At 68.4% G+C, this 20437-nt stretch carries 14 protein-coding genes; 13 read left to right on the forward strand and 1 reads right to left on the reverse strand.

Annotated elements, in window-relative coordinates; genetic code table 11:
- Positions 1–67 precede the first annotated feature (67 nt).
- The 7 genes from ACIRG5_RS06665 (at position 68) to ACIRG5_RS06695 (ending at position 8794) form a co-directional block, all read left to right on the forward strand.
- A complete protein-coding gene (locus ACIRG5_RS06665) occupies positions 68–1159 on the forward strand; it encodes an FxsB family cyclophane-forming radical SAM/SPASM peptide maturase (protein WP_402901233.1) in 1092 nt (363 codons plus the stop codon).
- Positions 1156–2370 (forward strand): HEXXH motif domain-containing protein, encoded by a 1215-nt coding sequence (locus ACIRG5_RS06670; RefSeq protein WP_402901236.1) that lies wholly within the window; start codon positions 1156–1158, stop codon positions 2368–2370. The genes ACIRG5_RS06665 and ACIRG5_RS06670 overlap by 4 nt, the downstream gene beginning before the upstream one ends.
- Before the next feature lie 263 nt (positions 2371–2633).
- Positions 2634–5417: an AIR synthase-related protein gene (locus tag ACIRG5_RS06675; RefSeq protein ID WP_402901239.1), complete on the forward strand. Its 2784-nt coding sequence runs from the start codon at positions 2634–2636 to the stop codon at positions 5415–5417.
- On the forward strand, positions 5414–6082 hold the full coding sequence (locus ACIRG5_RS06680) for a phosphoribosylformylglycinamidine synthase subunit PurQ (protein WP_402901242.1): 669 nt from the start codon (positions 5414–5416) through the stop codon (positions 6080–6082). Before ACIRG5_RS06675 ends, ACIRG5_RS06680 begins: the two co-directional genes overlap by 4 nt.
- 87 nt (positions 6083–6169) lie before the next feature.
- The gene (locus tag ACIRG5_RS06685) at positions 6170–7261 is read left to right on the forward strand and encodes a serine hydrolase domain-containing protein (RefSeq protein WP_402901245.1); all 1092 of its coding nucleotides are present in this window, start codon (positions 6170–6172) and stop codon (positions 7259–7261) included.
- A gap of 52 nt (positions 7262–7313) precedes the next feature.
- The gene (locus tag ACIRG5_RS06690; protein ID WP_402901246.1) at positions 7314–7811 is read left to right on the forward strand and encodes a hypothetical protein; all 498 of its coding nucleotides are present in this window, start codon (positions 7314–7316) and stop codon (positions 7809–7811) included.
- Positions 7808–8794, forward strand: coding sequence for a hypothetical protein (locus tag ACIRG5_RS06695; protein WP_402901249.1), 987 nt, complete (start codon positions 7808–7810; stop codon positions 8792–8794). The genes ACIRG5_RS06690 and ACIRG5_RS06695 overlap by 4 nt, the downstream gene beginning before the upstream one ends.
- A gap of 8 nt (positions 8795–8802) precedes the next feature.
- Here ACIRG5_RS06695 and ACIRG5_RS06700 read toward each other — a convergent pair whose 3' ends face one another.
- Positions 8803–11664 (reverse strand): P-loop NTPase fold protein, encoded by a 2862-nt coding sequence (locus ACIRG5_RS06700; protein ID WP_402901251.1) that lies wholly within the window; start codon positions 11662–11664, stop codon positions 8803–8805.
- A 212-nt stretch (positions 11665–11876) separates the two neighbouring features.
- Between ACIRG5_RS06700 and ACIRG5_RS06705 the strand changes: the two genes are divergently transcribed.
- The 6 genes from ACIRG5_RS06705 (at position 11877) to ACIRG5_RS06730 (ending at position 20415) form a co-directional block, all read left to right on the forward strand.
- Positions 11877–14927, forward strand: a complete 3051-nt coding sequence (locus ACIRG5_RS06705) for an NACHT domain-containing protein (RefSeq protein WP_402901254.1) — start codon at positions 11877–11879, stop codon at positions 14925–14927.
- 836 nt (positions 14928–15763) lie between these two features.
- Positions 15764–16141, forward strand: a complete 378-nt coding sequence (locus tag ACIRG5_RS06710; protein WP_402901256.1) for an FtsX-like permease family protein — start codon at positions 15764–15766, stop codon at positions 16139–16141.
- A 451-nt stretch (positions 16142–16592) separates the two neighbouring features.
- The gene (locus ACIRG5_RS06715; protein WP_402901259.1) at positions 16593–18989 is read left to right on the forward strand and encodes a nitrate- and nitrite sensing domain-containing protein; all 2397 of its coding nucleotides are present in this window, start codon (positions 16593–16595) and stop codon (positions 18987–18989) included.
- Between the two features lie 25 nt (positions 18990–19014).
- A complete protein-coding gene (locus ACIRG5_RS06720; protein ID WP_030475700.1) occupies positions 19015–19452 on the forward strand; it encodes a roadblock/LC7 domain-containing protein in 438 nt (145 codons plus the stop codon).
- Positions 19449–19826, forward strand: a complete 378-nt coding sequence (locus tag ACIRG5_RS06725) for a DUF742 domain-containing protein (protein ID WP_319973592.1) — start codon at positions 19449–19451, stop codon at positions 19824–19826. The genes ACIRG5_RS06720 and ACIRG5_RS06725 overlap by 4 nt, the downstream gene beginning before the upstream one ends.
- Positions 19807–20415, forward strand: coding sequence for a GTP-binding protein (locus tag ACIRG5_RS06730; protein WP_402901262.1), 609 nt, complete (start codon positions 19807–19809; stop codon positions 20413–20415). The genes ACIRG5_RS06725 and ACIRG5_RS06730 overlap by 20 nt, the downstream gene beginning before the upstream one ends.
- Positions 20416–20437: the final 22 nt, after the last annotated feature.

The raw sequence follows: 20437 nt of genomic DNA on the forward strand, positions 1-20437 counted from the left end.
AGCCGTGAGGTGTGTCGATCGGCCACCTGGGCGGTGATTCCATCAATCGTGGCGGAAGCGGTGCGACGTGGGGCGACCATTCCGGCAGGTGATCCTCAAGATGCACGCGCGGTGCGATCTCGCGTGCGATCACTGCTACGTCTACACGATGCGGGACCAGCGCTGGCGGCAGCGCGACCGCACCATGTCGCCGGAGATCGTGCGGCAGGTGGCGCTGCGGATCGAGGAGCACGTACGCGCGCACGGGCTCTCCGAAGTCGAGGTGGTGTTCCACGGCGGTGAGCCGTTGCTGGCCGGTGTGGCGCGTCTGGCCGAGGCCGTGCAGGTCATCGGGGCTGCCGCGCCCGTGCGGTTCGCGATGCAGACCAACGGGGTGCTGCTCGACGCGTCGACCGTTGACGTGCTCGCTGACCTGGGAGTACGGGTAGGCGTGAGCCTTGACGGCGACAAGGAGGCGCACGATCGGCATCGTCGCCGGCCCGACGGCAGCGGCAGCTACGACGCGGTGGCCGCGGCGGTCCGCCTGCTCGCCGGACGGTCGATCTACGGCGGTCTGCTCTGCACGATCGACCTCGCCAACGACCCGGTGCGCACTTACGAGGCGTTGCTGCCGTTCGCGCCACCGGCGGTGGACTTCCTGCTGCCGAACGCGAACTGGTCCTCCCCGCCGCCCGCCGGGTCGTACGCGGACTGGCTGACCGCGGTGTTCGACCGCTGGTACGAGGGGGGCGAGACGCAGGTCAGGGGCTTCGCGGAGATCATCAACGTGCTGCTGGGAGGACGCTCGTCGGTCGAGGGCCACGGCACGTCCGCGCCCGCCACGGTGGTGATCGAGACCGACGGTGCCATCGAGGTCTCGGACATGCTGGCCTCGGCGTTCGAAGGCGCGGCCGCGACCGGTCTGGTCATCGGCTCCTCCTCGTTCGACGACGCGCTCCGCGCTCCAGGCGTGATCGCCCACCAGAACACGCGCCTCTCCGCGACCTGTGAGGCCTGTGACCTGCGCGAAGTGTGCGGAGGAGGGGTCTACGCGCACCGCTACCGAGCCGGCTCGTTCCTGAACCCGTCCGTGTACTGCGCGGACCTCTACGCCCTGATCTCGCACGTCAGAGACCGCCTGACGCGGGACGTCGCGGCGCTGCCAGGAGCCGTGCGATGACCACGCACGAGATGGACCCGGCCATGTTCACCGCACTGGCGAGCGGAGGCGGCGGACCGGCCGCCGTGGCCCTGCTCGCGGAGGTGCGCCGCAGCCGGACCCTCCTGCTCATCCACGCCATGGTCGACCTCGCCGAGCGGACCGGCCACCCTTCCGCCACCGCGACGCGAACCGCGTACGAGCAGCTCAGAGCCGTTCCGACAGCGGCGATGCGCGCGGTTCTGGACTATCCCAGGGTGGGTGCGTGGGCGGTGCGCACGACGGCCCGGCTGCAAGCGGGAGCCGCGGCCGCGCCCGATCAGCTCGCCGCCGTGCTGGCCGCCGCACGGGTCCACGCCGGCGTCGAGGGCGTCGTGGAGGTACCGAGCGCTGCCGCCGTCGTGCTGCCGTCGCTGGGCACGTTCCGCCCCGTGACCTCACGCCCGGTGTGCGTCGTGACCACGGCAGAGGGCAGTGTCGCGTCCGACGGCGTGGCGCACGGCGACCTGTCCGGCGGCGTGACCGCGCACTGGCGGCCGGTGGGCAGGCTGCACGCCGAACACGACGGCCTGAGGCTGACGCTGGTGGTCGACGGCACCGGCGAGCAGAACCTCCCCGACCAGGTCCGTGCCCACGACACCCTGCCGCCGGGTGAGGAAAACCGCTGGTGGGGGCGCTTCTCCGAGGCATGGCGCCTGCTCGTCACGCGGCACCGCCAGGTCGCCGAGGAGGTCGCGGCGACGCTGTCCGTCCTCACCCCGCTCTCCACCTCCGGCTCCGGCCATGCCGCGCTCACCTTCGCGAACGCGTTCGGGTGCGTCGCGATGTCCCTGCCGGAGGACCCACGCGTGATGGCGGTGGCACTCGCCCATGAGGTGCAGCACGGCAAACTCTCCGCACTGCTCGACCTGTTCCCTTTGGTCGACGGTGTTTCCCCGCGCCGGATGAGCGTGGCCTGGCGCAAGGATCCACGGCCACCCGTGGCCGTTCTGCAGGGCGTATACGCACATCTCGCCGTGTCCGCTTTCTGGAGTCGGTACGACGACCGGGAAGCACGAGCGGAATTCGACCGCTGGAGTAGTGCCACCCGCGCCGCGATACGTTCTTTGGCCGCGTCCGGGACGCTCACCGGGTTGGGTGAGATTTTCGTGGAACAGATGCGTCTGGTGACCGAAGAGTGGGCCGATTCTCGCGATCAATGCCAATGTGTGGACAAAAGATTGCCAATATGAATTCCGGTTCGCTCGGAATTCACCGACCCATATCATCTCGCGGTCGTTGCTCGCCAGGGTCCCATGCCTCCGCGACGTGTGGGTGAGCCTTTTCCGCGTGTGAGTGACGCGCGTCGCGCTCCGCCGATGCGGGCCGGAACGGCCTCACCGCCTAGGGTGCTGCATGTGTCGCAGTGCGGCCTCGCCCGGTTGCCTGGGTGCCTGCTCGAGCGCGGTCGCCGCCCAGGACAATTGGCTCCGACCGTTCAGCTCCAGGAGGATTGTTGATCCACAAGTTCTCGGTTCGCTCCGCGGGCATCGCGGAGCCCGACATCCGTGAGCTCGGCCGATCGTGGGAGCTCGACGACCTCGAGGTGTGGCGCGACTACTACGTCGAGTTCGAGGGCGCGCCGGACCCCGCCGCGCTGACCGAGGTGGCCGCCGTGCTCGGCGACCAGCTCGACGTCGAGGTCTCGCTGGACCAGCCGCTTCCCGAGGGCGCCGTGCAGGTCGCCTACAAGCGCGGCGTGGTCGACAACGAGAGCGACTCGATCATCACCGTGTGCGGGCTGCTCGGGGTCGAGGCGCGGGCGGGCAAGGTCGCGACCAGCTACAGGTCGGCCTCGCCGAAGCTGCGGGACCTGATCGCCTCGACGCGGTTCAACTCCACGATCGAAGAGCTGCACGACGAGGAACCGCACTACGACACCCTCGTGCCGCAGGGACACTACGAGTCGGCGGCGCAGTACGACCTGCGCGGGCTCGACGACGCCGGGCTCACCGAGCTGGGGGTGGCCGGGGGCCGCAACCTCTCGCTCGCCCAGATGAAGCACGTGCAGCACGTGCAGGAGACGCTCGGCGACGAGTTCGTCACGGACGTCCTGCTGGAGGCGCTGGATGCCCGCTGGAGCGACCACTGCGCGCACACCACGTGGAAGTCGCTGGGCAGTCTGCTCGGCAGGCTCGTCCAGGCGGCGAAGGACGTCGACAACCCGAACGTGCTGAGCATGTTCCACGACAACGCGGGCGTCTGGGACTTCTACGACGGCCACGCGATCGCCATCAAGGCCGAGACGCACAACGGGCCGTCGGCGATCTCCGGCTACTTCGGCCAGCTGACCAAGCTCGGCGGCGTGCTGCGCGACATCCTGGGCACCGGCCTCTCGGCCGACCCGATCGGCAGCTTCGAGTACACCGCGATCGGCGAGCCCGAGGCGCCCGCGCCGATCAAGGGCCGTCCGGACGCGCGCAGGCTCGCCGGCGAGACGATCCGGGCGATCAAGGAGTACGGCAACACGTTCGGCGTGCCGATGATGTCGTCGCGCATGACGTTCCACCCCGCGTACCGCGCCAAGCCGTTCGCGCTCGGTGGCAGCATCGGCCTGCTGCCGGTGTCGGCGGCGCAGCGCGGCACGCCGCGGCCGGGTGACTTCGTCGTCCTGATCGGCGGTCTGACCGGCAACGAGGGCATCCACGGCGCGTCCGCCAGTTCCGCGGGTGCCGTGATGGACACCGCCGCCGTGCAGATCGGCGCGCCGCTGGAGCAGGTCAAGTTCCGCAAGGCGCTGATCGAGCTGCGCGAAGAGGGCTGCATGAGCGCGCTGACCGACGTCGGTGGCGCGGGCCTGAACAGCGCCGTCGGTGAGATCGGCGAGGCGTGCGGCGTGTGGATCAACACCGCGCTGGTGCCGTTGAAGACCGCGGCGCTGCCGATGTGGCGGATCCTGCTGTCCGAGTCGCAGGAACGCATGCTGCTCGCCGTGCCGCCGGAGCACCAGGAGCGGGCGAAGAAGATCCTCGACCGCCACATGGTGCGGTCGACGGTCATCGGCCGGTTCGCGGACACGGGTCGCTACCACGTGTTCCACGCGCCGGACCTCACCGAGGAAGCCCTGATCGCCGCCGCGCCGGACGCCGTTCCCGCGCATCAGGGCGAACTCGGCTTCGACGTGTCGTACGACCTGCTGGACATCGAGGTCGAACGGTTCGAGGTCGGCCCGCCGTCGCGCCCGACGGACGTCGTCGAGTGGCCGGAGCTGGCGCCCACGCAGCTCGCCGGGCTGCTGGAGGAGGTCGTCGCCGACGCGGAGGTCGCCTCGCAGCACTTCGCCGACTCGCAGTACGACTCCACGGTCCAGGGCAACACCTGGTACGGCCCGCACTACGGCACCGAGAACTCGGTTCGCACGGCCTACTGGGCGGGCACGCCGGTCGCGGGGTCGCCCGCCGCGGCCGTGCTCAACACCGCGTTCAACCCGTGGATGTTCGACGCGGACCCGGTCGCCGCGACCCGTCAGATGTTCTGCGCGGCGATCGCGGGCCAGGTGCTCGCGGGTGTCGCCGTCAAGGACATCTGCATGTGCGACAACTTCTACACCCCGCACCTCTCGCCGCACTGGCGTGAGTGGCTGGTCGGAATGGTCGACGAGCTCGCGGTGCTGGTCCGCCACTTCGGCGTGCCGCTGATCTCGGGCAAGGACTCCTCGGCCGGCTCCGTGCAGACCGACGAGGGCCTCGTCAGCGTGCCGCCCGCGGTGTTCCTGAGCGCGCTGGGCAAGGTCCCGCACACCGACGCCCTGCTGCGCGAGCAGTGGACCACGCCGGGCAACGTGCTGGTCCGCGTCGGCCTGGCCACGGGCTCGCCGGTCGGCACGGTCGCCGCGCGCAAGCTCAGCCTGCCGACCGGCGCGCTCGACGACCTGGCACTGTCCGATGTGGACAGCTACCTGACCGCGCTCGCCGCGAGCAGGAACCTGTTGCGCAGCGGTGCCCGCATCGGCGCCGGTGGCGTCGCGGGTGTGCTCGCCCAGGGTGTGCTCGCCAGCGGCATCGGCGTGAAGTTGGAGTCCGCGACCACCGAGTCGCTGTTCGCCGAGCACCGCGTCGGCGCTGTCGTCGAGGTCGCTCCCGAGGACGTCGCCGCCCTGCCGGCCGAGCTCGGCCCGGTCGTCCTCGGCACGCTCGAAGGCACGCTGGAGGGCACCGGAATCGTGCTCGAAGGCATCGACCTGTTCGCTCCGGCCGCGCGCGACGGCTGGCTCAACTCGTTCACGGCGAGGATCGCATGAAGCCGACCGTCAACGTCCTGTACCTGCCCGGCACCAACTGCCAGGAGGAGACCGTCCGAGCGTTCGCCGAGGTGGGTGCGGAGCCGCGGATGCGGTTCGCGGCCGACCTTCTCGCGGGCACCGAACGGCTCGACGACGCCGACATCCTCTGCATTCCCGGCGGGTTCTCGTTCGGCGACCACCTCGGCGGTGGCGCGGTGGCGGCGGCGTTGCTGCGCAGCCACCTCGCGGACCAGTTCGAGGCGTGCCGTCAGCGTCCGCTGATCGGCATCTGCAACGGGTTCCAGATCGCCGTGCGCGGCGGCTGCTTCGGCAAGGTCGGCCTGAAGGTCAACAGCACCGGCACGTTCCGCAACGAGGAGAACCAGCGGCACGTCGTCGAGACCGACAACGACAGCCCGTGGCTCGCCGGTCTGGGCGGCCAGACCCTCGCCTTCCCGTGCGCGCACGGTGAAGGCCGCTTCGACCCCGGCAGCGAGACCGAGGGTTACCGCGTCGCACTGCGGTATGAGAAGGACTCCAACCCGGACGGGTCGTTCGAGGACGTCGCGGGCATCACGAGCGCCGACGGACTGGCGTTCGGCCTGATGGACCACCCGGAGCGGGCGATGGACCGCGAGGTGCGGCTGGCGTTCTTCGCCAACGGCGTCAGCGCGGTTCGCTAGCGGTAGAAAGACCTGGTGCTGGCCCTACCGCGAGCGCGGGGGCCAGCGCCATGGTCGTGACCCGGCCGGGGCGGCACGGTGGTGATCATGAAGTCACTCCTGATCGCCGCCCTGGTCGCGGTGACCCCTTTGCCGCCGCTGCAACCGGAACTGCTGCACGCGGCCATCGCCGACCTGGAACATCCGGTCGTCACGTCGGCGCAGCTGAGGGTCTCCGGCGAGGCAGGCCGCTGGTACGGCGCCGAAGGCGTTGCGGAGCAAGGACGTCCGGTCCGGCCCGATGACCGGTTCCGGATCGGCAGCGTCACCAAGGTGTTCGTGGCGACGGTCGCGCTGCAACTGGTGGCGGAGCGCAGGCTCAGCCTGGACACCAGGGTACGGCACTACTTCCCCGACCTGCCGGAGTCCGTCGACGCGGTGACGGTCGGGCAACTCCTGAACCACACCAGCGGAATCCCCAACGAGGTCGGTTACCCCGACCTGAGCACGCCGGAGAAGGTCCTCGCGCACCGGTACGACCAGTGGACGCCCGAGCAGCTCAGGGCACTGGTCCCGCCGACGGAGCCCAAGTTCACGCCCGGCACGAAGCAGGAGTACCGGGGCATCAACTACCTGCTCGCCACGATGATCATCGAGAAGGTCACCGGCTGCGATCTGGCGCGGGAGGTGGAAAAGCGCATCACCCGTCCGCTTGGCCTCACCAGGACCTACGTGCCCGGCCGCAACGAGACGAAGATCCGCGGCGCCCACGTGCACGGTTATCTGAACGTGCCGGGACAGGGCCTGGCCGACGTCAGCGACTACAACTCCTCCCGGGCCCACGGCGAGGGCGACATGGTCTCCACGACCGGTGACCTCACCAGGTTCGCCGCCGCCCTGTTCGACGGCCGGTTGGTGCGGAAAGACCTGCTGGAGAAGATGTTCACCGTGCCGAACGTGTCCATGGTGGACGGTTCGCCCGCCTCGTACGCCACGGGCCTGCAGACCTTCACCATCAACGGCGTCGAGGTGTGGGGCAAGACGGGGGAGTGGTACGGCTTCAACGCGGGCGTGTTCTCCACACGGGACGGGCAGCGCCGCATCGCGTACTCGTTCACGCCGACGGTCCGCGACAGCTCGCAGCAGCTGATGACGTTGCGGATCGCGAACGCCGTCACCAGCCCCGCCCCGACGCCCTGACGCGGTTCGTTCGGGCTGTAACGCTCGGCAGGGCGGGGTGGATGAACCTGCCATGGGTTTGGTCACGGTCGAGGGAAACGCCGTCAGGTTCAGCGAGTCGGTGGCACGCATCGCCGACTCGCTGAGCCCGCTCGGGCCCGCCGGGCGGTGCGTCGCCGAGTCGTACGCGCTGAACACCGAGATGCGCCGGGTCGGTGAGTCGAAAGCCGCGCACGACAAGGAGATCACGCTGGCGTTGCTGGACCAGCGCCGCCGTGAGTCCTCCACCACGTTGCGCCAGATGCAGAAGCACCTGGGCAGGGCGGACCGCAGTGCCGAGGCGTTGCGGGAGTGCATGGTCAACATGCAGCGCGAGACCGTCAAGCCGGGGCTGGCACTGGAGGAACGCCGCGCCTACATCGACCTGACCTCGCATTTCACCACCATGCTCGTCCAGCACCACACCGACCTCACCGGTGGCGTCGCGAACGTCATCGACAAGGTGCTCAACGGGTCCGGCGCGGCCGCTCTCGCACCGGCCGGCCGCAAGCCCGGCCGCCACCGCCGGTGAGCGGCAACCAGCGTGGCTGTGGCGGCTGCGCGTTCTCGTTGCTGGCCCTGATCTTCGTACTGCCGCTGGGAATCGTGCTGGTGGCACCGGCGTTCGCGGCCCGCATCCTCGTCGACGGCCTGCCGGAGCAGCAGCCCTACCTGCACGAGTGGCTCTGGGGCGCGGCCATCTCGGTGCCGCTGGCCGTACTGCTGGTGAGGTCCGTGCTCAGGCGCGGTGGCCGCGTGCGCGGGACACCACCGCTGAAGCGCTGGGCCGGGTTCCTCACGCGCGGCGTCGTGCTGCTCGCCGCCATGAACACCTTCGCCTTCCTGAAGCGGCAGCCGTCCGCTCCCGGCGAGCACGTCGTCGACGACGGCATGCCGCTCTTCGGTGGTGCGGCACTGATCGGCGTCGTCGTGCTCGTCGTGATGGCGTTGTGGGACCGCCGCCCCCGCCGCGTCACCGTCGAGGAGGTGCGCGCCGCGGCCACCGAGGCCGACCGCACCTTGAAACGCGTCCGCGCCGAGAACGCCCGAGTGCGCCGCCAGGCCGAGCAGGTGCAGGCCCGCCTGGTGAAGCTCCAGGCCAGGAACCCGGCACGCCCCGACGTCGAGTTCCACTCCCTGCGCGTCTTCCACCGCGAGTCGTACCAGTGCGCCGACACCGCGCACCTGGCCTACGGGTCCGCGCAGACCTCGTTGCACACCATGTCGTTCCTGGTCCGGCACGCCCGAGTCGCGCCGCTTCAGCTGGTGGTGAGCAAGCGGGCCCGCGCCGAGATGCGTGCTGCCGCGGCACATCTGCAGAGGTCGCACAGCGAACTCCGGTCCCAGGTCGACCAGGGGCTCGACATGGTCCGCACGTTGAACACCAACACTTCCGAGCTCAAGCACGAGATCCGCGACAGCTGCGGCGCGCCGGGGCAGCAGTGGTTCGCGGACCTGGAAGAGCGCGTCGCGCAGAAGCGCGCGGAAGAACGCCGAGCGAACCGCGTCCGATGACAGCGGGATCACTCGCCTGATGCACCGCAACAGCGCCGGATCGTCGCGGCGGTGAGCGCGTTCCCCTCCTTGAACGATGTCAACGCCTTGACCGCGGGGTCGTTGAACAGCGGACGGATGTCCTCGGCCACGTCCTCGAGCTCTTCCTTGGGCTTCCCGAACAGTCCTACGTCGTCCGGCCGGGACCGCAGATGGTCGGCGAGGCGTGGCCAGCGGGTCTCCAGCACCGTCCACAGGGCCAGCGCCTCCATCGGCACCGGGTTTCCTTCAAGCGTCCGGACCGTCCTGAGCACCGAGTACGTGTTGAGGAACAGCTTCATGCTGCGCGGGTTCGGCCTCAGCAGAGGACCGAACCGCTGCAGTTGATGTTCCGTCGCCGCCACGACCTCGGGCGCGGACAGCTTCTCCACCACCTCGGCCGCGAGCCGGTCCCGCACCTCGTCGCTCGCCTGCCGCAGGGTCTCCAGGACGTGCGCCTCGGACGTGCCGGCCCGCAGCCGTTCCCGCACCGACGTCTCCTCCTGCACGATCTGCTCCTGCGATCGCAGCCCGAGCAGCCGCCCCAGGTACGTGCGCTGCCGGGGCGGGTCGATCATCGGCACCGGCACGTGCAGCTGGAAGAGCTTGTCCAGGAACAGATAGCCGAGCGGGCGCCCCGGCTCCGCGATCGTCGGCACGAACTTCTCGTACTCGATCTCGTAGCTCGCCCGCATCCACGCCCCGTCGGCGGCGACCACGAACGACGCCGCCGCGTCCTTGGTGACGTGCTTGCTGCGCACGATGGTCTGCACCGCGTCGAGCAGCTCCACCACGTACGCCTGCGGGCACCGGTCGAGGTCGTCGATGAAGAACACCACCGGCGCCTTTGCCTTCTGCATCAACCAGTGGAAATGCCGTGCCACGTCCTGCATCGGGTTCGCGTTCGACTGCTCGAACAGCCGCGCACCCCGCGCCGAGTCCCACAACAGCAGCCGCGCGGCCACGAACGCCCCGCCACCCAGCGTGCCGACCGCAGCCAGGACCGCGGTCACGGTCTTGGCCACCTCACCGATCGACTTCGCGTCCAGCTTCGCCGGCCAGAACAGGAAGAACACCCCGGCGGACACGGCCAGCAGCAACGCCACCGCCAGCACGAACGCCGCACCAGTCTTCCGCAGCCGTGTCCCCGCCTCGGTGATGCGCAGCCACTTGCGCCCGAAGAAGCCGCGCTGCCGGCAGATTCCGGCCCGCAACGCCACCAGCAGCGCCCACCACGGCGGCCCGACACCCGCTTCGCGCCACGCGTCGAACTCGACCGTCACCCACTTCCGCTCCTCCAGATCGGCGCGGATGAAGTCGATCAGCGTGCTCTTGCCCGCACCCCACGGGCCGTCGATGTGCATCAGGAACGATGCACCAGGTTCCTTTTCCTGCTGGCGCTGCAACCGCTGCGCGAGCACGGTCGCGAGAGGGCGGCGCTTGAGGTAGTCGGCACCGGACGGCGAGTCGGACTGCCACTCGACCTGGTCACCGCGGGCGGCCTCCCAGATCCGGATCGTCCCGTCGTCGCTGCCGCTGACCAAAGCTGGAGCGCCGTTCAGATCCATGACGGCCAGGCCGCGAACGGTTCCTGCATGGCCTCTCAACGGTTCGCCGAGCGCTCCGTCGCGGACGTCCCACAACCGGATGGTCTTGTCACTGCTACCGCTGACGATCACACTGCGCCCGTCGACTTCCATGACTGCGACACACCAGACGACATCGGTGTGCCCGGTATGAACGGCCAACTGCTTTCCAGTCGTGAGATCCCAGACTCTGACCGTGAAGTCGTTTCCGCAGCTCACGGCGATCGGCTGGCCGAACAGCACGCCGAACGCAACTGAGGTCACCCAACCCTCATGGCCGTCAAGAGTCATGAGGAGCCCGTAGGTGTCCAACCTCCACACTCGAACCGTGCCGTCCTTGCTCGCGCTGATCGCGACAGGTAAGCCGTTCACACTGCCGAACGCGAGTGCGTTGATGAAGGATTCATGTCCTCTCATCGCTGCGAGGGCGTTGCCATCCAGCATGTCCCACACGCGGAGGACGGAGCCAACGTCGGCCGTGACCACGATGACGCGGTCTCCGATCCGTCCAGTGGCGACGGCGGTGGACGGATCGGAATCGATGCGCAGAACCTCGTCGACGGACTCGGCCAGAACGCTGACGCCTGCTCTGCCTGCGATCGTGATGAACGGCTCGGCTACAGCGACCTGTGACACGTGTTCTTTGTCGGCGAAAGACTTTGCGAGTTCGAGGTTTCCAGAGAGACCACGTCGCCACACGCGAACCGAACCGTCGTCACTGCAGGCCACCAGGGCGGCCCATCCGTTGATGTCTCCGACGGTGAGGACGTCGATCGGGGAACCGACGTCGATTCGTCTGGTCGTCGTGAACGGGACCGGCTCGACCGCGACTTCCTGTCGGGCCTGTGCGACGCCGAAGGCGGCGATGACCTCCGCGATACGTGCCTCGATCGTCGGCGCCTGGGGAATCTGCAAGTCGGCCAAGCGGGCAAGCGGGCTGTCCTGCAGATCGGCCAGCGTGACGTCCAGTGTCATCAGAACGGCGAAGCGGAAGCCTGATTTGTCCGCCGCGAGTTTCAGCATCGACAGCAGCTCGACCTCGGCGATGTAGACCGACGCCAGTGCGTCCTGGTTCACGACGATGATCGCGCCGTCTGCCTCGCCGAGCATGTCACCGAGCGACTCCAGCCACGGGTCGTTTGCTTTCAGAGACCACGCCCCGACGGGCTCGTGCCCAGCGGTCGTGAGTTCGCGACGAAGCTGACCCACGACTTCAGTGGAGCCTCTGTCGGAGTAGCTGATGAAGATCTTCTTCGGCGCGGCCACCTCTGCTCGTCGCCCGACGAACTGTGCTCGTTACCCTGGGGGACGCATCCGTCCACAATGGATTTGATCGGCTGATCGGCTTGAGCTGCATCATTCCCGTTCGCCAGGAATCGCAGATTCTAGTTCTTGCGGCACAAGGAATGAATCCTGTTACGCAGCCTCAGGGTACGGCGATAGGTGAGCAGTTCACATCGGTGGCGAGAGGGGCGTTCATGGCGAGCAGGTCTGCACGGATCAGTTTGTTCCTCGCCGGAACGCTGCCCGCGCTCGCCGGGCTTGCCGCTGGTCATCCCGTCGCGGCGGGTTTTCTCTTCCTGGGCGCTGAACTGGGTATCTGGGCGCTCATGCTCACCGGTGGTGTTCTCGACGACCTGGGGAAGCGGTGGCGTAACCGCGTCACCGAATGGCTCGACCAGGCTGTGCTTCGCGGCACCTCGCGGTTCGGCAAGCGCTATCGCGAGTTCCTGATCGACACGTTGCGCGCCATAGAGGAACAGGGACCTGCCACGTCGGGCTTCTACCGGCCGGATCTGGACGAGGTTTTCGTTGACGTCGGACTCGTCACCCAGGCACCGCACCTCGTGTCGCCGAGTCTGCTGGCAGACCAGCAGGTGATCGGGGTGGACAGGCGCAACCTCGACGAATTCATCGACCAGGAGCAGCCTAGCGTCCTCGCCGTGATCGGTGCGCCCGGCAGTGGCAAGTCGACGCTCCTGCGCCGCACGGCGCGGGAGATCAGCCGGCACAGGTTCCGCAACCGGCGCACCGTGCCGATCCTGCTGTACCTGCGCGACCACACCGACATCATCGTGGGGAATCCGGACATCGACGTCGCCACGTTGGTCCGGCGGCATCTCGAGGTCTACCGGCTGGAGGATCCCGCCCGGTGGTTCGAACGCAGGTTGCGCGCAGGCAAGTGCGTGGTGCTGCTGGACGGCCTGGACGAGGTGGCCGACCAGAAGGACCGCACGGTGGTGTCCGACTGGGTGTCGGCACAGGTCGCGCGTTACCCGAAGAACGACTACGTGCTCACCTCCCGGCCGCAGGGTTACCTCTCGTCCAAAGTGGACAACGCGCTGGTGCTGCAGGTGCGGAGCTTCTCGGACGAGCAGGTCACGGACTTCGTACGGCGCTGGTACTTCGCGGTCGAACGGCGCGCGTCCCGTTCGGAGAGCGTGGACGTGCGCCGGGCCGCTGAGATCGCCGCCAACGACCTGCTCGACCGGTTGTACCGCAACCCCGCGCTCTACGAGCTGACCGTCAATCCGTTGCTGCTCACCATGATCGCGAACGTGCACCGCCATCGCGGCGCGCTGCCAGGCAGCCGTGCAGATCTCTACAAGGAGATCTGCGAGGTCATGCTCTGGCGCAGGCAGGTGGCGAAGAAGATGGAGCTGGAACTGCGCGGCGACAAGAAGGAAAGCCTGTTGCGGAGCCTTGCCTTCGGGATGATGGAGAAACGCGTCACCGGCGTGCCCCGGGCGGACGTGGTCGAGGCCATCAAGCCCTCGATGCGCCGACTGTCCCGCGACTTCACCGTCGATGGTTTTCTGTCGGACGTCACGACCAACGGCCTGCTCGTCGAACGGGAGAGCGGTGTCTACTCGTTCGCCCATCACACTTTCCAGGAGTACCTGGCGGCAGCGCACATCCGGGACAAGCAGTGGAGCAAGATCCTTGTGGACGGCGTCGACGACGTGTGGTGGCGGGAGACCACCCTGCTCTACGCCGCCTGGTCGGACGCCGACGAGATCGTGCAGGCGTGCCTGGACTCCTCCAGCGTGGCCGCCTTCCAGCTCGCCTACGACTGCGCGGGACAGGGCAGTGAACTCGCGCCGGAGCTCGTGGAACGAATGGACGCGCTGCTCGCCGAGGTGTACGAGCCGGACACGCCCGCCGAACGCCGCCGGCTGATGGCGGGCGTGCTGGCCGCCCGGCACGTGCACGGCCTGGTCCGCACGCGAGGCCGTCGCTGGGTGTGCTCGAAACCGATCACCAGCGGGATCTTCTGGCTCTACCAGCAGGACGTCCGCGCCGAGCAGGCGGTCAACGCCGTCCCTGGCGGCACCGATCCGGTGCGCGGCGTGTGGGGTGGCGATGCGTTGGCGTTCACCCGATGGATCAACAGCATCACCGGCAACCACATCGTCTACCAGTTGCCGGAACACGACGACGTCAAGGACGTCTTCGACCGGGCGCCGGACTTCACGGTGTGGCTCCGCCCGACGGCGAAGGCGAAGCAGCCGAAGCTCTGGGTGCCCAAGGGTGTCGCACATCCGCACAGCGTGAACAGCGAAATGTTGGCGAGCCACGTCATCGGAGACGCTACTCGGGTCGCGCCGAGCCTCGCACGGCTGCTGCTCCTGCAGTCGCTCCTGGAGGTCCGCGTGCTCGCCGAGAACCTCGAAGGCGAGCTTGCCCAGGCTCGTGCGAACGCGATGGCGCGAGGTCGTACGCGAGAACTGGAGATCGCGGCCGCGGCAGCCCACGCGCGATCACTGGCGAAGGACAGACCACTGCGGCTGGCACAGGCCTTGGAAGGGGCGCGCGACCTCGCGGCGGCGCTCGGCCTGGAGTCCGCGGCCGCCGTGACGATCGAGGTCGTGAAGGCGATCGCCTACGCGAACAAGGCCGACCGGGCAGCGGCGATCGCGCGAGCGGACCGGCTCGCGGACGACCTCGTCGACGAGCTCGATCCGGACTTCGCCCGCATCTTCGTCCTCACCGGCAAGTCGAGCGCCCGCAAGTCACCGGACCGCGTCATGGGGCGGGCGCTGTGCAAGGTCTTCGACACGCTGTTGTTCAAGCAGCCATCACCGGAGACGTGGGCCACGGAGTTCTCGACCGCGTTCCTGCACCACACCCTGGACTTCCAGCAGAAGCCGATCGTCGTGTCACCAGGCGCACTGGCCGATTCGACGCACCACGCCCGGAGGGTGCTCATCGATGTGGCGGGGGTGTCGGCGTCGGAGGAAGACGAGGACGAGGACGTCTACGAGGGGCCGTCCGCCTGGGCGAGCCAGGCGGTGTTCGCACTCGAAGATGTCGCTGTCCCGATCTTCGAACGCAAGCGCGACCTCACACCCGACACCGCCACGGCGATTCGGCTGGCGTCGTTGTGCCTGGCCGCGGAGACTCCGACGTTGCGCACCGGCGTGCTCAGTCAGACGTTCCGGCAGATCGCCGCAGGGGTCTCGCTGCTGGAACGCCGCATGGACGGTCAGGCCGTGTGCAACGAGACGATCATGCTCTCGGTCTCCTAGCTCTGACGGTCACCCAAGTAGGTGAGCGTGGCGAGCACCCGCCGGTTGCGGACCTCGCCGGGCACGGTCCGAGCTTGGCGAAGATGTTGCCGAAGTGCTCCGCGGCCTCGGAGACGACGCGCCTCTCGGCGATGCCCGAGTCGGAGCAACCCTCGGCGATCAGGCCCAGCACCTCGCGTTCGCGGTTCAACAGGCCTTGCCAGCGGGCTGCGCTTCAGGAGCTTGCGGACCACCTCGGGATCGATGACGGTCTCGCCCGCCGCCACCTGCGCCCGCTGACCGCTCACCTCGTCGTCACCTCCACCGGTGACCAGGCGGAACGGCTGCCCGGAATCGAAGGCGTGGCCGTCGTGTCCCGGCAGAACGCTGTGGACGTCACGATCACAGCGGGGGGACCGGCGCAGCGTCCACTCCGGGATCATCGCGGTCGACTACATGCACACGTACACCCTTATTCCGGCGAACGGTGACTTGAACGCACTCATCGGTGACACCGTTTTCGTCGGCCCCGCCCAGCGCTCGGAGTGGATCCGGCCCCGGCGAGGTGCTCAGCGTGGCGCAGAAGGAAAACCGCTGAACCTCACCGTCGTCGGAGGACTTCCGGAGACCCTCGAACCGGGCGAGAACTTTTTGGTCCCGCGTGCGATTCCGCCCAGGCAGGTGTGGACGAACGCGCCGACGGAGACGGTCATCCAGGTCGCTGCGGAACAAACCCCGGTGTTGTCGCCGAACGGACCGAGCGGGCCGGTATCGGACAGGTGCACACCGCGCGGGATTGGGCGAGGGCGCGTGCGGGCAGAAATCAGGCAGGAAACGTCCAGATCCTTAGTGCGCTGATGGGATTGGCCGGGCTCTGCGCGCTGATGGCCGTCGTGAACTCGGTCGTCATCGCGGGCACCGAACGCCGCCGCGAGTTCGCCGTCTTCCGGGTGACCAGGCCCGGCCGGCCCCAGGTCGTCCGGACGACTGTGGCCGAGGCCACTGCGGCGGCGATCATCGGACTGCTGCTCGGATGCGCGGCCGCCGCCGCGGGATTGGCGGGCATCGGCGGTTCCGTGCGCGCCGCGATCGGCGTGACCGTCGTGCACGTTCCTTGGACGCTCCTCGCGGTGGTCGCGGCCGGTTCTCTCGCCGTCGTGGCGATGACCAGGGGAATTACCGCGTTCTTGACGACACGGGAGCGGCCGTTCTCGTTGATCACGACCAAGGAATGAGCTGTGTTGATCACGGTGAGGTGCGGTGATCCGCATGCGAATTCGCGAATAACGGCTGGTGACGGAAAGCGACGCCTGGTTGCGCTCCGTTCCGCTTAGAAGATGCCGCACGTCGTTGTCAAGTTCGGGGCAATAGCCGTCGCGTTTCCACTGTTCAGTTAGCGAAAGCCCAGCTCGCGTCCTTTCGCCCGCTCGGTCACGACCGCGCGACCTCCCCGCGAGAGCGTGCGCATACCGCAACAGCTGGGGATCGAACCGGAGAACGGGGGTGTTGCGTTGCGCATCTGACTGAGTACTCTGCACTCACCCCCTCAAGATCATCGCTGTTGGTCATGTTGATCATGTGGTGTTATCTTTCCGTCGCCAATTCGGGTGGTCGTGGAGCGTTGTGAAGCTGAAGAACGTGCCTGAGACGAATTACAAGACAATTCGTTCGCGGCTCACTGGTGTCGTGGTGGTTCCCAGCGTCGTCCTTCTGGCCATGTGGGCGCTGTTCTCGTCCTACACGGTGTTCGAGGGTCTCTACCTCCAGCTGGTCGCCTCCGGCGCGCGGGACGCCTCGATCCCCGCGGTCCAGTCGTTCGCGTCGCTGCAGAAGGAACGCGAGCTGAGCATGACGAGCCTGAGTCGCTCGGGCGCCAGCACGTCGGCGTTGCTCAAGCAGCAGCAGGACACCGACAAGGACGTCGAGAAGATGAAGTCGGCGTTCGCCGAACTCGCTTCCCAGGCGCCGCAGGAGATCGTCGACGGCATCAACAAGCTCAACGGACTGCTCGACCAGCTGCCGGACCAGCGCGAGCGCCTGGAGTCGGGCAACGCGTCCAAGGACGAGATCTACCGCTACTACAACAGCGTGCTCGACGCCGGTGGCTCGCTGTTCGGCACGCAGGCCCGCATCGTGCCCGACGCCGAGACCGTGCAGGGCGCACTCGGTGCGCTGCAGTACTTCCAGGCCTCCGACGCGATGTCGCGGTCCAGCTCGGTCGCCGCGGGCGCGCTGGCGGCGGGCAAGTTCACGCCGGAGGAGCACCGCGAGTTCGCGAACCTCGTCGGCGCTTACCACTTCACGCTCAACGTCATCGAGCCCACCTCGCTGCCGAACGTGCGCGAACACTTCAAGCAGCTCACCGGCAGCGCGCCGTACCAGCAGCTGGTGACCCTGGAGAACCGCCTCCTGCAGAACTCGGAGCGGCCCGTCGGGCAGCAGGTCACGCTCGCGGACTACGAGAACGCCACCCGCGCGGTGTCCACCGAGCTGACGACGATGGTGCAGGAGCAGTCCACCGGCGCGGTCAACATCGCCATGGCCAACGGCAAGGACAAGTTCACCACCGTCCTGATCGGCAGCCTCATCGCCCTCATCGCGGTCATCGCCGGCATCTTCGTCGCGGTCCGCGTCTCGAACCGCCTCGTCAACAAGGCGTTGATCGTCCGCCTCATCGCACTGAAGAGCGACTCGCTCAAGCTCGCGCACGAACGACTGCCGAACATCGTCGAGCGGCTGCGCGAGGGCAAGCACGTCGACGTCGCCGCGGAGGTCCCCGCTCTCGACTACGGCAACGACGAGATCGGGCAGGTGGCCGACGCGTTCAACGCCGCGCAGTACACCGCCGTCGCCGCGGCCGTGAAGGAGTCGCAGACCCGTGAAGGCGTGAACCGGGTCTTCCTCGACATCGCGCGCCGCAACCAGGGCCTGGTGCACCGCCAGCTCAAGATCCTCGACAAGCTGGAGCGCGAGGAGGAGAACCCCGACCACCTCGACGCGTTCTTCCAGCTCGACCACCTCGCCACCCGCGCGCGCCGCAACGCCGAGAACCTGATCATCCTGACCGGCGAGCAGCCGGGCCGGCAGTGGCGCAAGCCCGTGCGCATGCTCGACGTCGTGCGCGCCGCCGTCGCCGAGACCGAGCAGTACGCCCGCGTGAAGGTCAACCCGGTGCCCGAGGTCGCGCTGGTCGGCGCCGCCGTCGCGGACACCATCCACCTGATCGCCGAGCTCGTCGACAACGCGACCTCGTTCTCCTCGCCGCGTTCACAGGTCGAGATCCACAGCAGCGAGGTGCCGCAGGGTCTCGTCATCGAGATCGAGGACCACGGCCTCGGCATCAAGCCCGAGGACCGCGAGCTGCACAACAAGATGCTGGAAGCGCCGCCCGACTTCGAGGCGATGAGGCTGCGCGGCGAGTCCCGCCTGGGCCTGTTCGTCGTCGCCCGGCTGGCCGCCCGCCGCCACATCCACGTCGAGCTGCGCGACTGCCCGTCCGGCGGCACCATCGCGCTGGTCCTCATCCCGGCGGAGCTGATCGTCGGCGAGGCGGGCGCGGTGGACCCCGCGGACTCGGTCCAGATGCCCAAGCCGACGTTCCGCCAGCAGACGCTCCAGCAGGCCTCGCGGTCGCCGGAGGCCCTGGAGGCCTCGGTCCCGATGCAGGGCGACCTGACGCGGGACCCCCGGCCCGCCGAACGCCCCACCGAGACCTTCCACCTGGACGAGTTCTGGGCCGGGAGGGCAGTGGGAAACGACCGGAGCCCAGGCCTGGAAAGGGACCTGGACAGCAGCAGCGGGCACATCGAGCTGCCCCGGGAAGACCGCCTGGCAGGCGTCTGGCCGACAGACGACCCGGGGGAAGGTGAGGAGACGACGCGTCAGAACGCCAGGCCGGAGCTGCCGCGCCGGAGGCGGCAGCAGCACCTCGTACCTCAGCTGGCCAACGACGAACCCCGGCCGATGCCCGAACTCGCGGAGTTCAACCCCGAGGAACGGGCGGAACGCACCCGCGACGGAATGTCCGCCTTCCAGCAGGGCACGCGCAGCGCCCGCCAGGCCGACGACGTCGTGGAACCGTGATCACGAAACTGAAAGGGCTATTTCCGTGGACGACCTGACCGGCGGGCACCCCGAGCTCAACTGGCTGCTGGAGGACCTCGTCGCGAGAGTGGTCGGTGCCCGGCACGCGGTGGTGCTCTCCGCGGACGGCCTGCTGCTCGCCCACTCTCCCGAGCTGTCCAAGGACGACTCCGACCACCTCTCGGCGATGGCGTCGGCGTTCCAGAGCCTCGCTCGTGGAACCGGACGCCACTTCGGAGGCGGCCAGGTCCGCCAGACCATCGTGGAGATGGAGCGCGCGCACCTGTTCGTCACCGCGGCGGGACAGGGAGCCTGTCTCGCGGTGGTGGGCGACGAGGACGCCGACATGGGCATGATCGCCTACGAGATGAACATGCTCGTGAAGCGCGTAGGCGCCTACCTCTCGTCGGCACCGCGAACACTGGCGTCGCCGAGGATGCCCAACCCCCTCGGGTTGTCATGAGCAACTCCTCCGACTGGTGGTACGACGAGGCGGCGGGCCCCATGGTCCGCCCGTACGCGATGGTGAGCGGCCGCACCAGGCCCAAGCCCGCGGGTGAGGATCTGACCCTCACGACCCAGGTCCGGGCACTGCGCACGACGACCGACCAGGGCACGCTGTCGGTAGAGCACCTGGAGATCATCAAGCTCTGCCGGAAACCGCTTTCCGTCGCGGAGGTCGCTGCCTACCTGCACGCACCGCTCGTCGTGGTGAAGGTGCTGCTGAGCGACCTCATCCAGCGCGGAGACGTCATCACCAGCGGCCCGGCCACCACGGTGGTCCCGGTCGACATGAACCTACTCCAGAAGGTGCTCGATGGTGTCCGTGCAATCTGATCGGCCTGATTCCGGGCAGGGGCGTGAGGAACTCACCATCCCCTCCTCCGTCAAGATCGTCGTCGCCGGCGGTTTCGGCGTCGGCAAGACCACGATGGTCGGCGCGGTCAGCGAGATCACCCCGCTGCGGACCGAGGAACTGCTCACCGAGGCCGGCGAGGAGATCGACGACCTCTACGGCGTCGAGGGCAAGACCACGACCACGGTCGCCCTGGACTTCGGCCGCATCACGATCAACCCCGAACTGGTGCTCTACCTGTTCGGCACGCCGGGCCAGGACCGCTTCTGGTTCCTGTGGGACGAGCTCGCCATCGGCTCGATCGGCGCGGTCGTCCTGGTCGACACCCGCAGGCTCGACGCGGGCTTCGGCGCGATCGACTTCTTCGAGCGGCGGGGCATCCCGTTCGTCGTGGCGGTGAACTGCTTCCAGGGCAGCCACTCCTACACGGCGGAGGAGATGCGCGCGGCGCTGGACGTCGCGGACACGGTGCCGTTGGTGCTGTGCGACGCCCGCGACCGCGAGTCGTGCAAGGCGGTGCTGGTCCGCGTGATCGAACACGCGATGAACAAGCTCGACGTGATGGCCTGACCTTTGTTGAAGCCCTTGGCGT

Origin of the sequence: Lentzea sp. NPDC102401, assembly GCF_044765805.1 — a bacterium.
Lineage (GTDB): Bacteria > Actinomycetota > Actinomycetes > Mycobacteriales > Pseudonocardiaceae > Lentzea > Lentzea sokolovensis.

Excerpts from the sequence above, each read along its gene's own strand:
- ACIRG5_RS06670 (WP_402901236.1), top strand. The coding sequence starts at position 1,156 with ATGACCACGCACGAGATGGACCCGGCCATGTTCACCGCACTGGCGAGC.
- ACIRG5_RS06680 (WP_402901242.1), top strand. The coding sequence starts at position 5,414 with ATGAAGCCGACCGTCAACGTCCTGTACCTGCCCGGCACCAACTGCCAG.
- ACIRG5_RS06685 (WP_402901245.1), top strand. The coding sequence starts at position 6,170 with ATGAAGTCACTCCTGATCGCCGCCCTGGTCGCGGTGACCCCTTTGCCG.
- ACIRG5_RS06690 (WP_402901246.1), top strand. The coding sequence starts at position 7,314 with ATGGGTTTGGTCACGGTCGAGGGAAACGCCGTCAGGTTCAGCGAGTCG.
- ACIRG5_RS06705 (WP_402901254.1), top strand. The coding sequence starts at position 11,877 with ATGGCGAGCAGGTCTGCACGGATCAGTTTGTTCCTCGCCGGAACGCTG.
- ACIRG5_RS06710 (WP_402901256.1), top strand. The coding sequence starts at position 15,764 with ATGGGATTGGCCGGGCTCTGCGCGCTGATGGCCGTCGTGAACTCGGTC.
- ACIRG5_RS06725 (WP_319973592.1), top strand. The coding sequence starts at position 19,449 with ATGAGCAACTCCTCCGACTGGTGGTACGACGAGGCGGCGGGCCCCATG.
- ACIRG5_RS06730 (WP_402901262.1), top strand. The coding sequence starts at position 19,807 with ATGGTGTCCGTGCAATCTGATCGGCCTGATTCCGGGCAGGGGCGTGAG.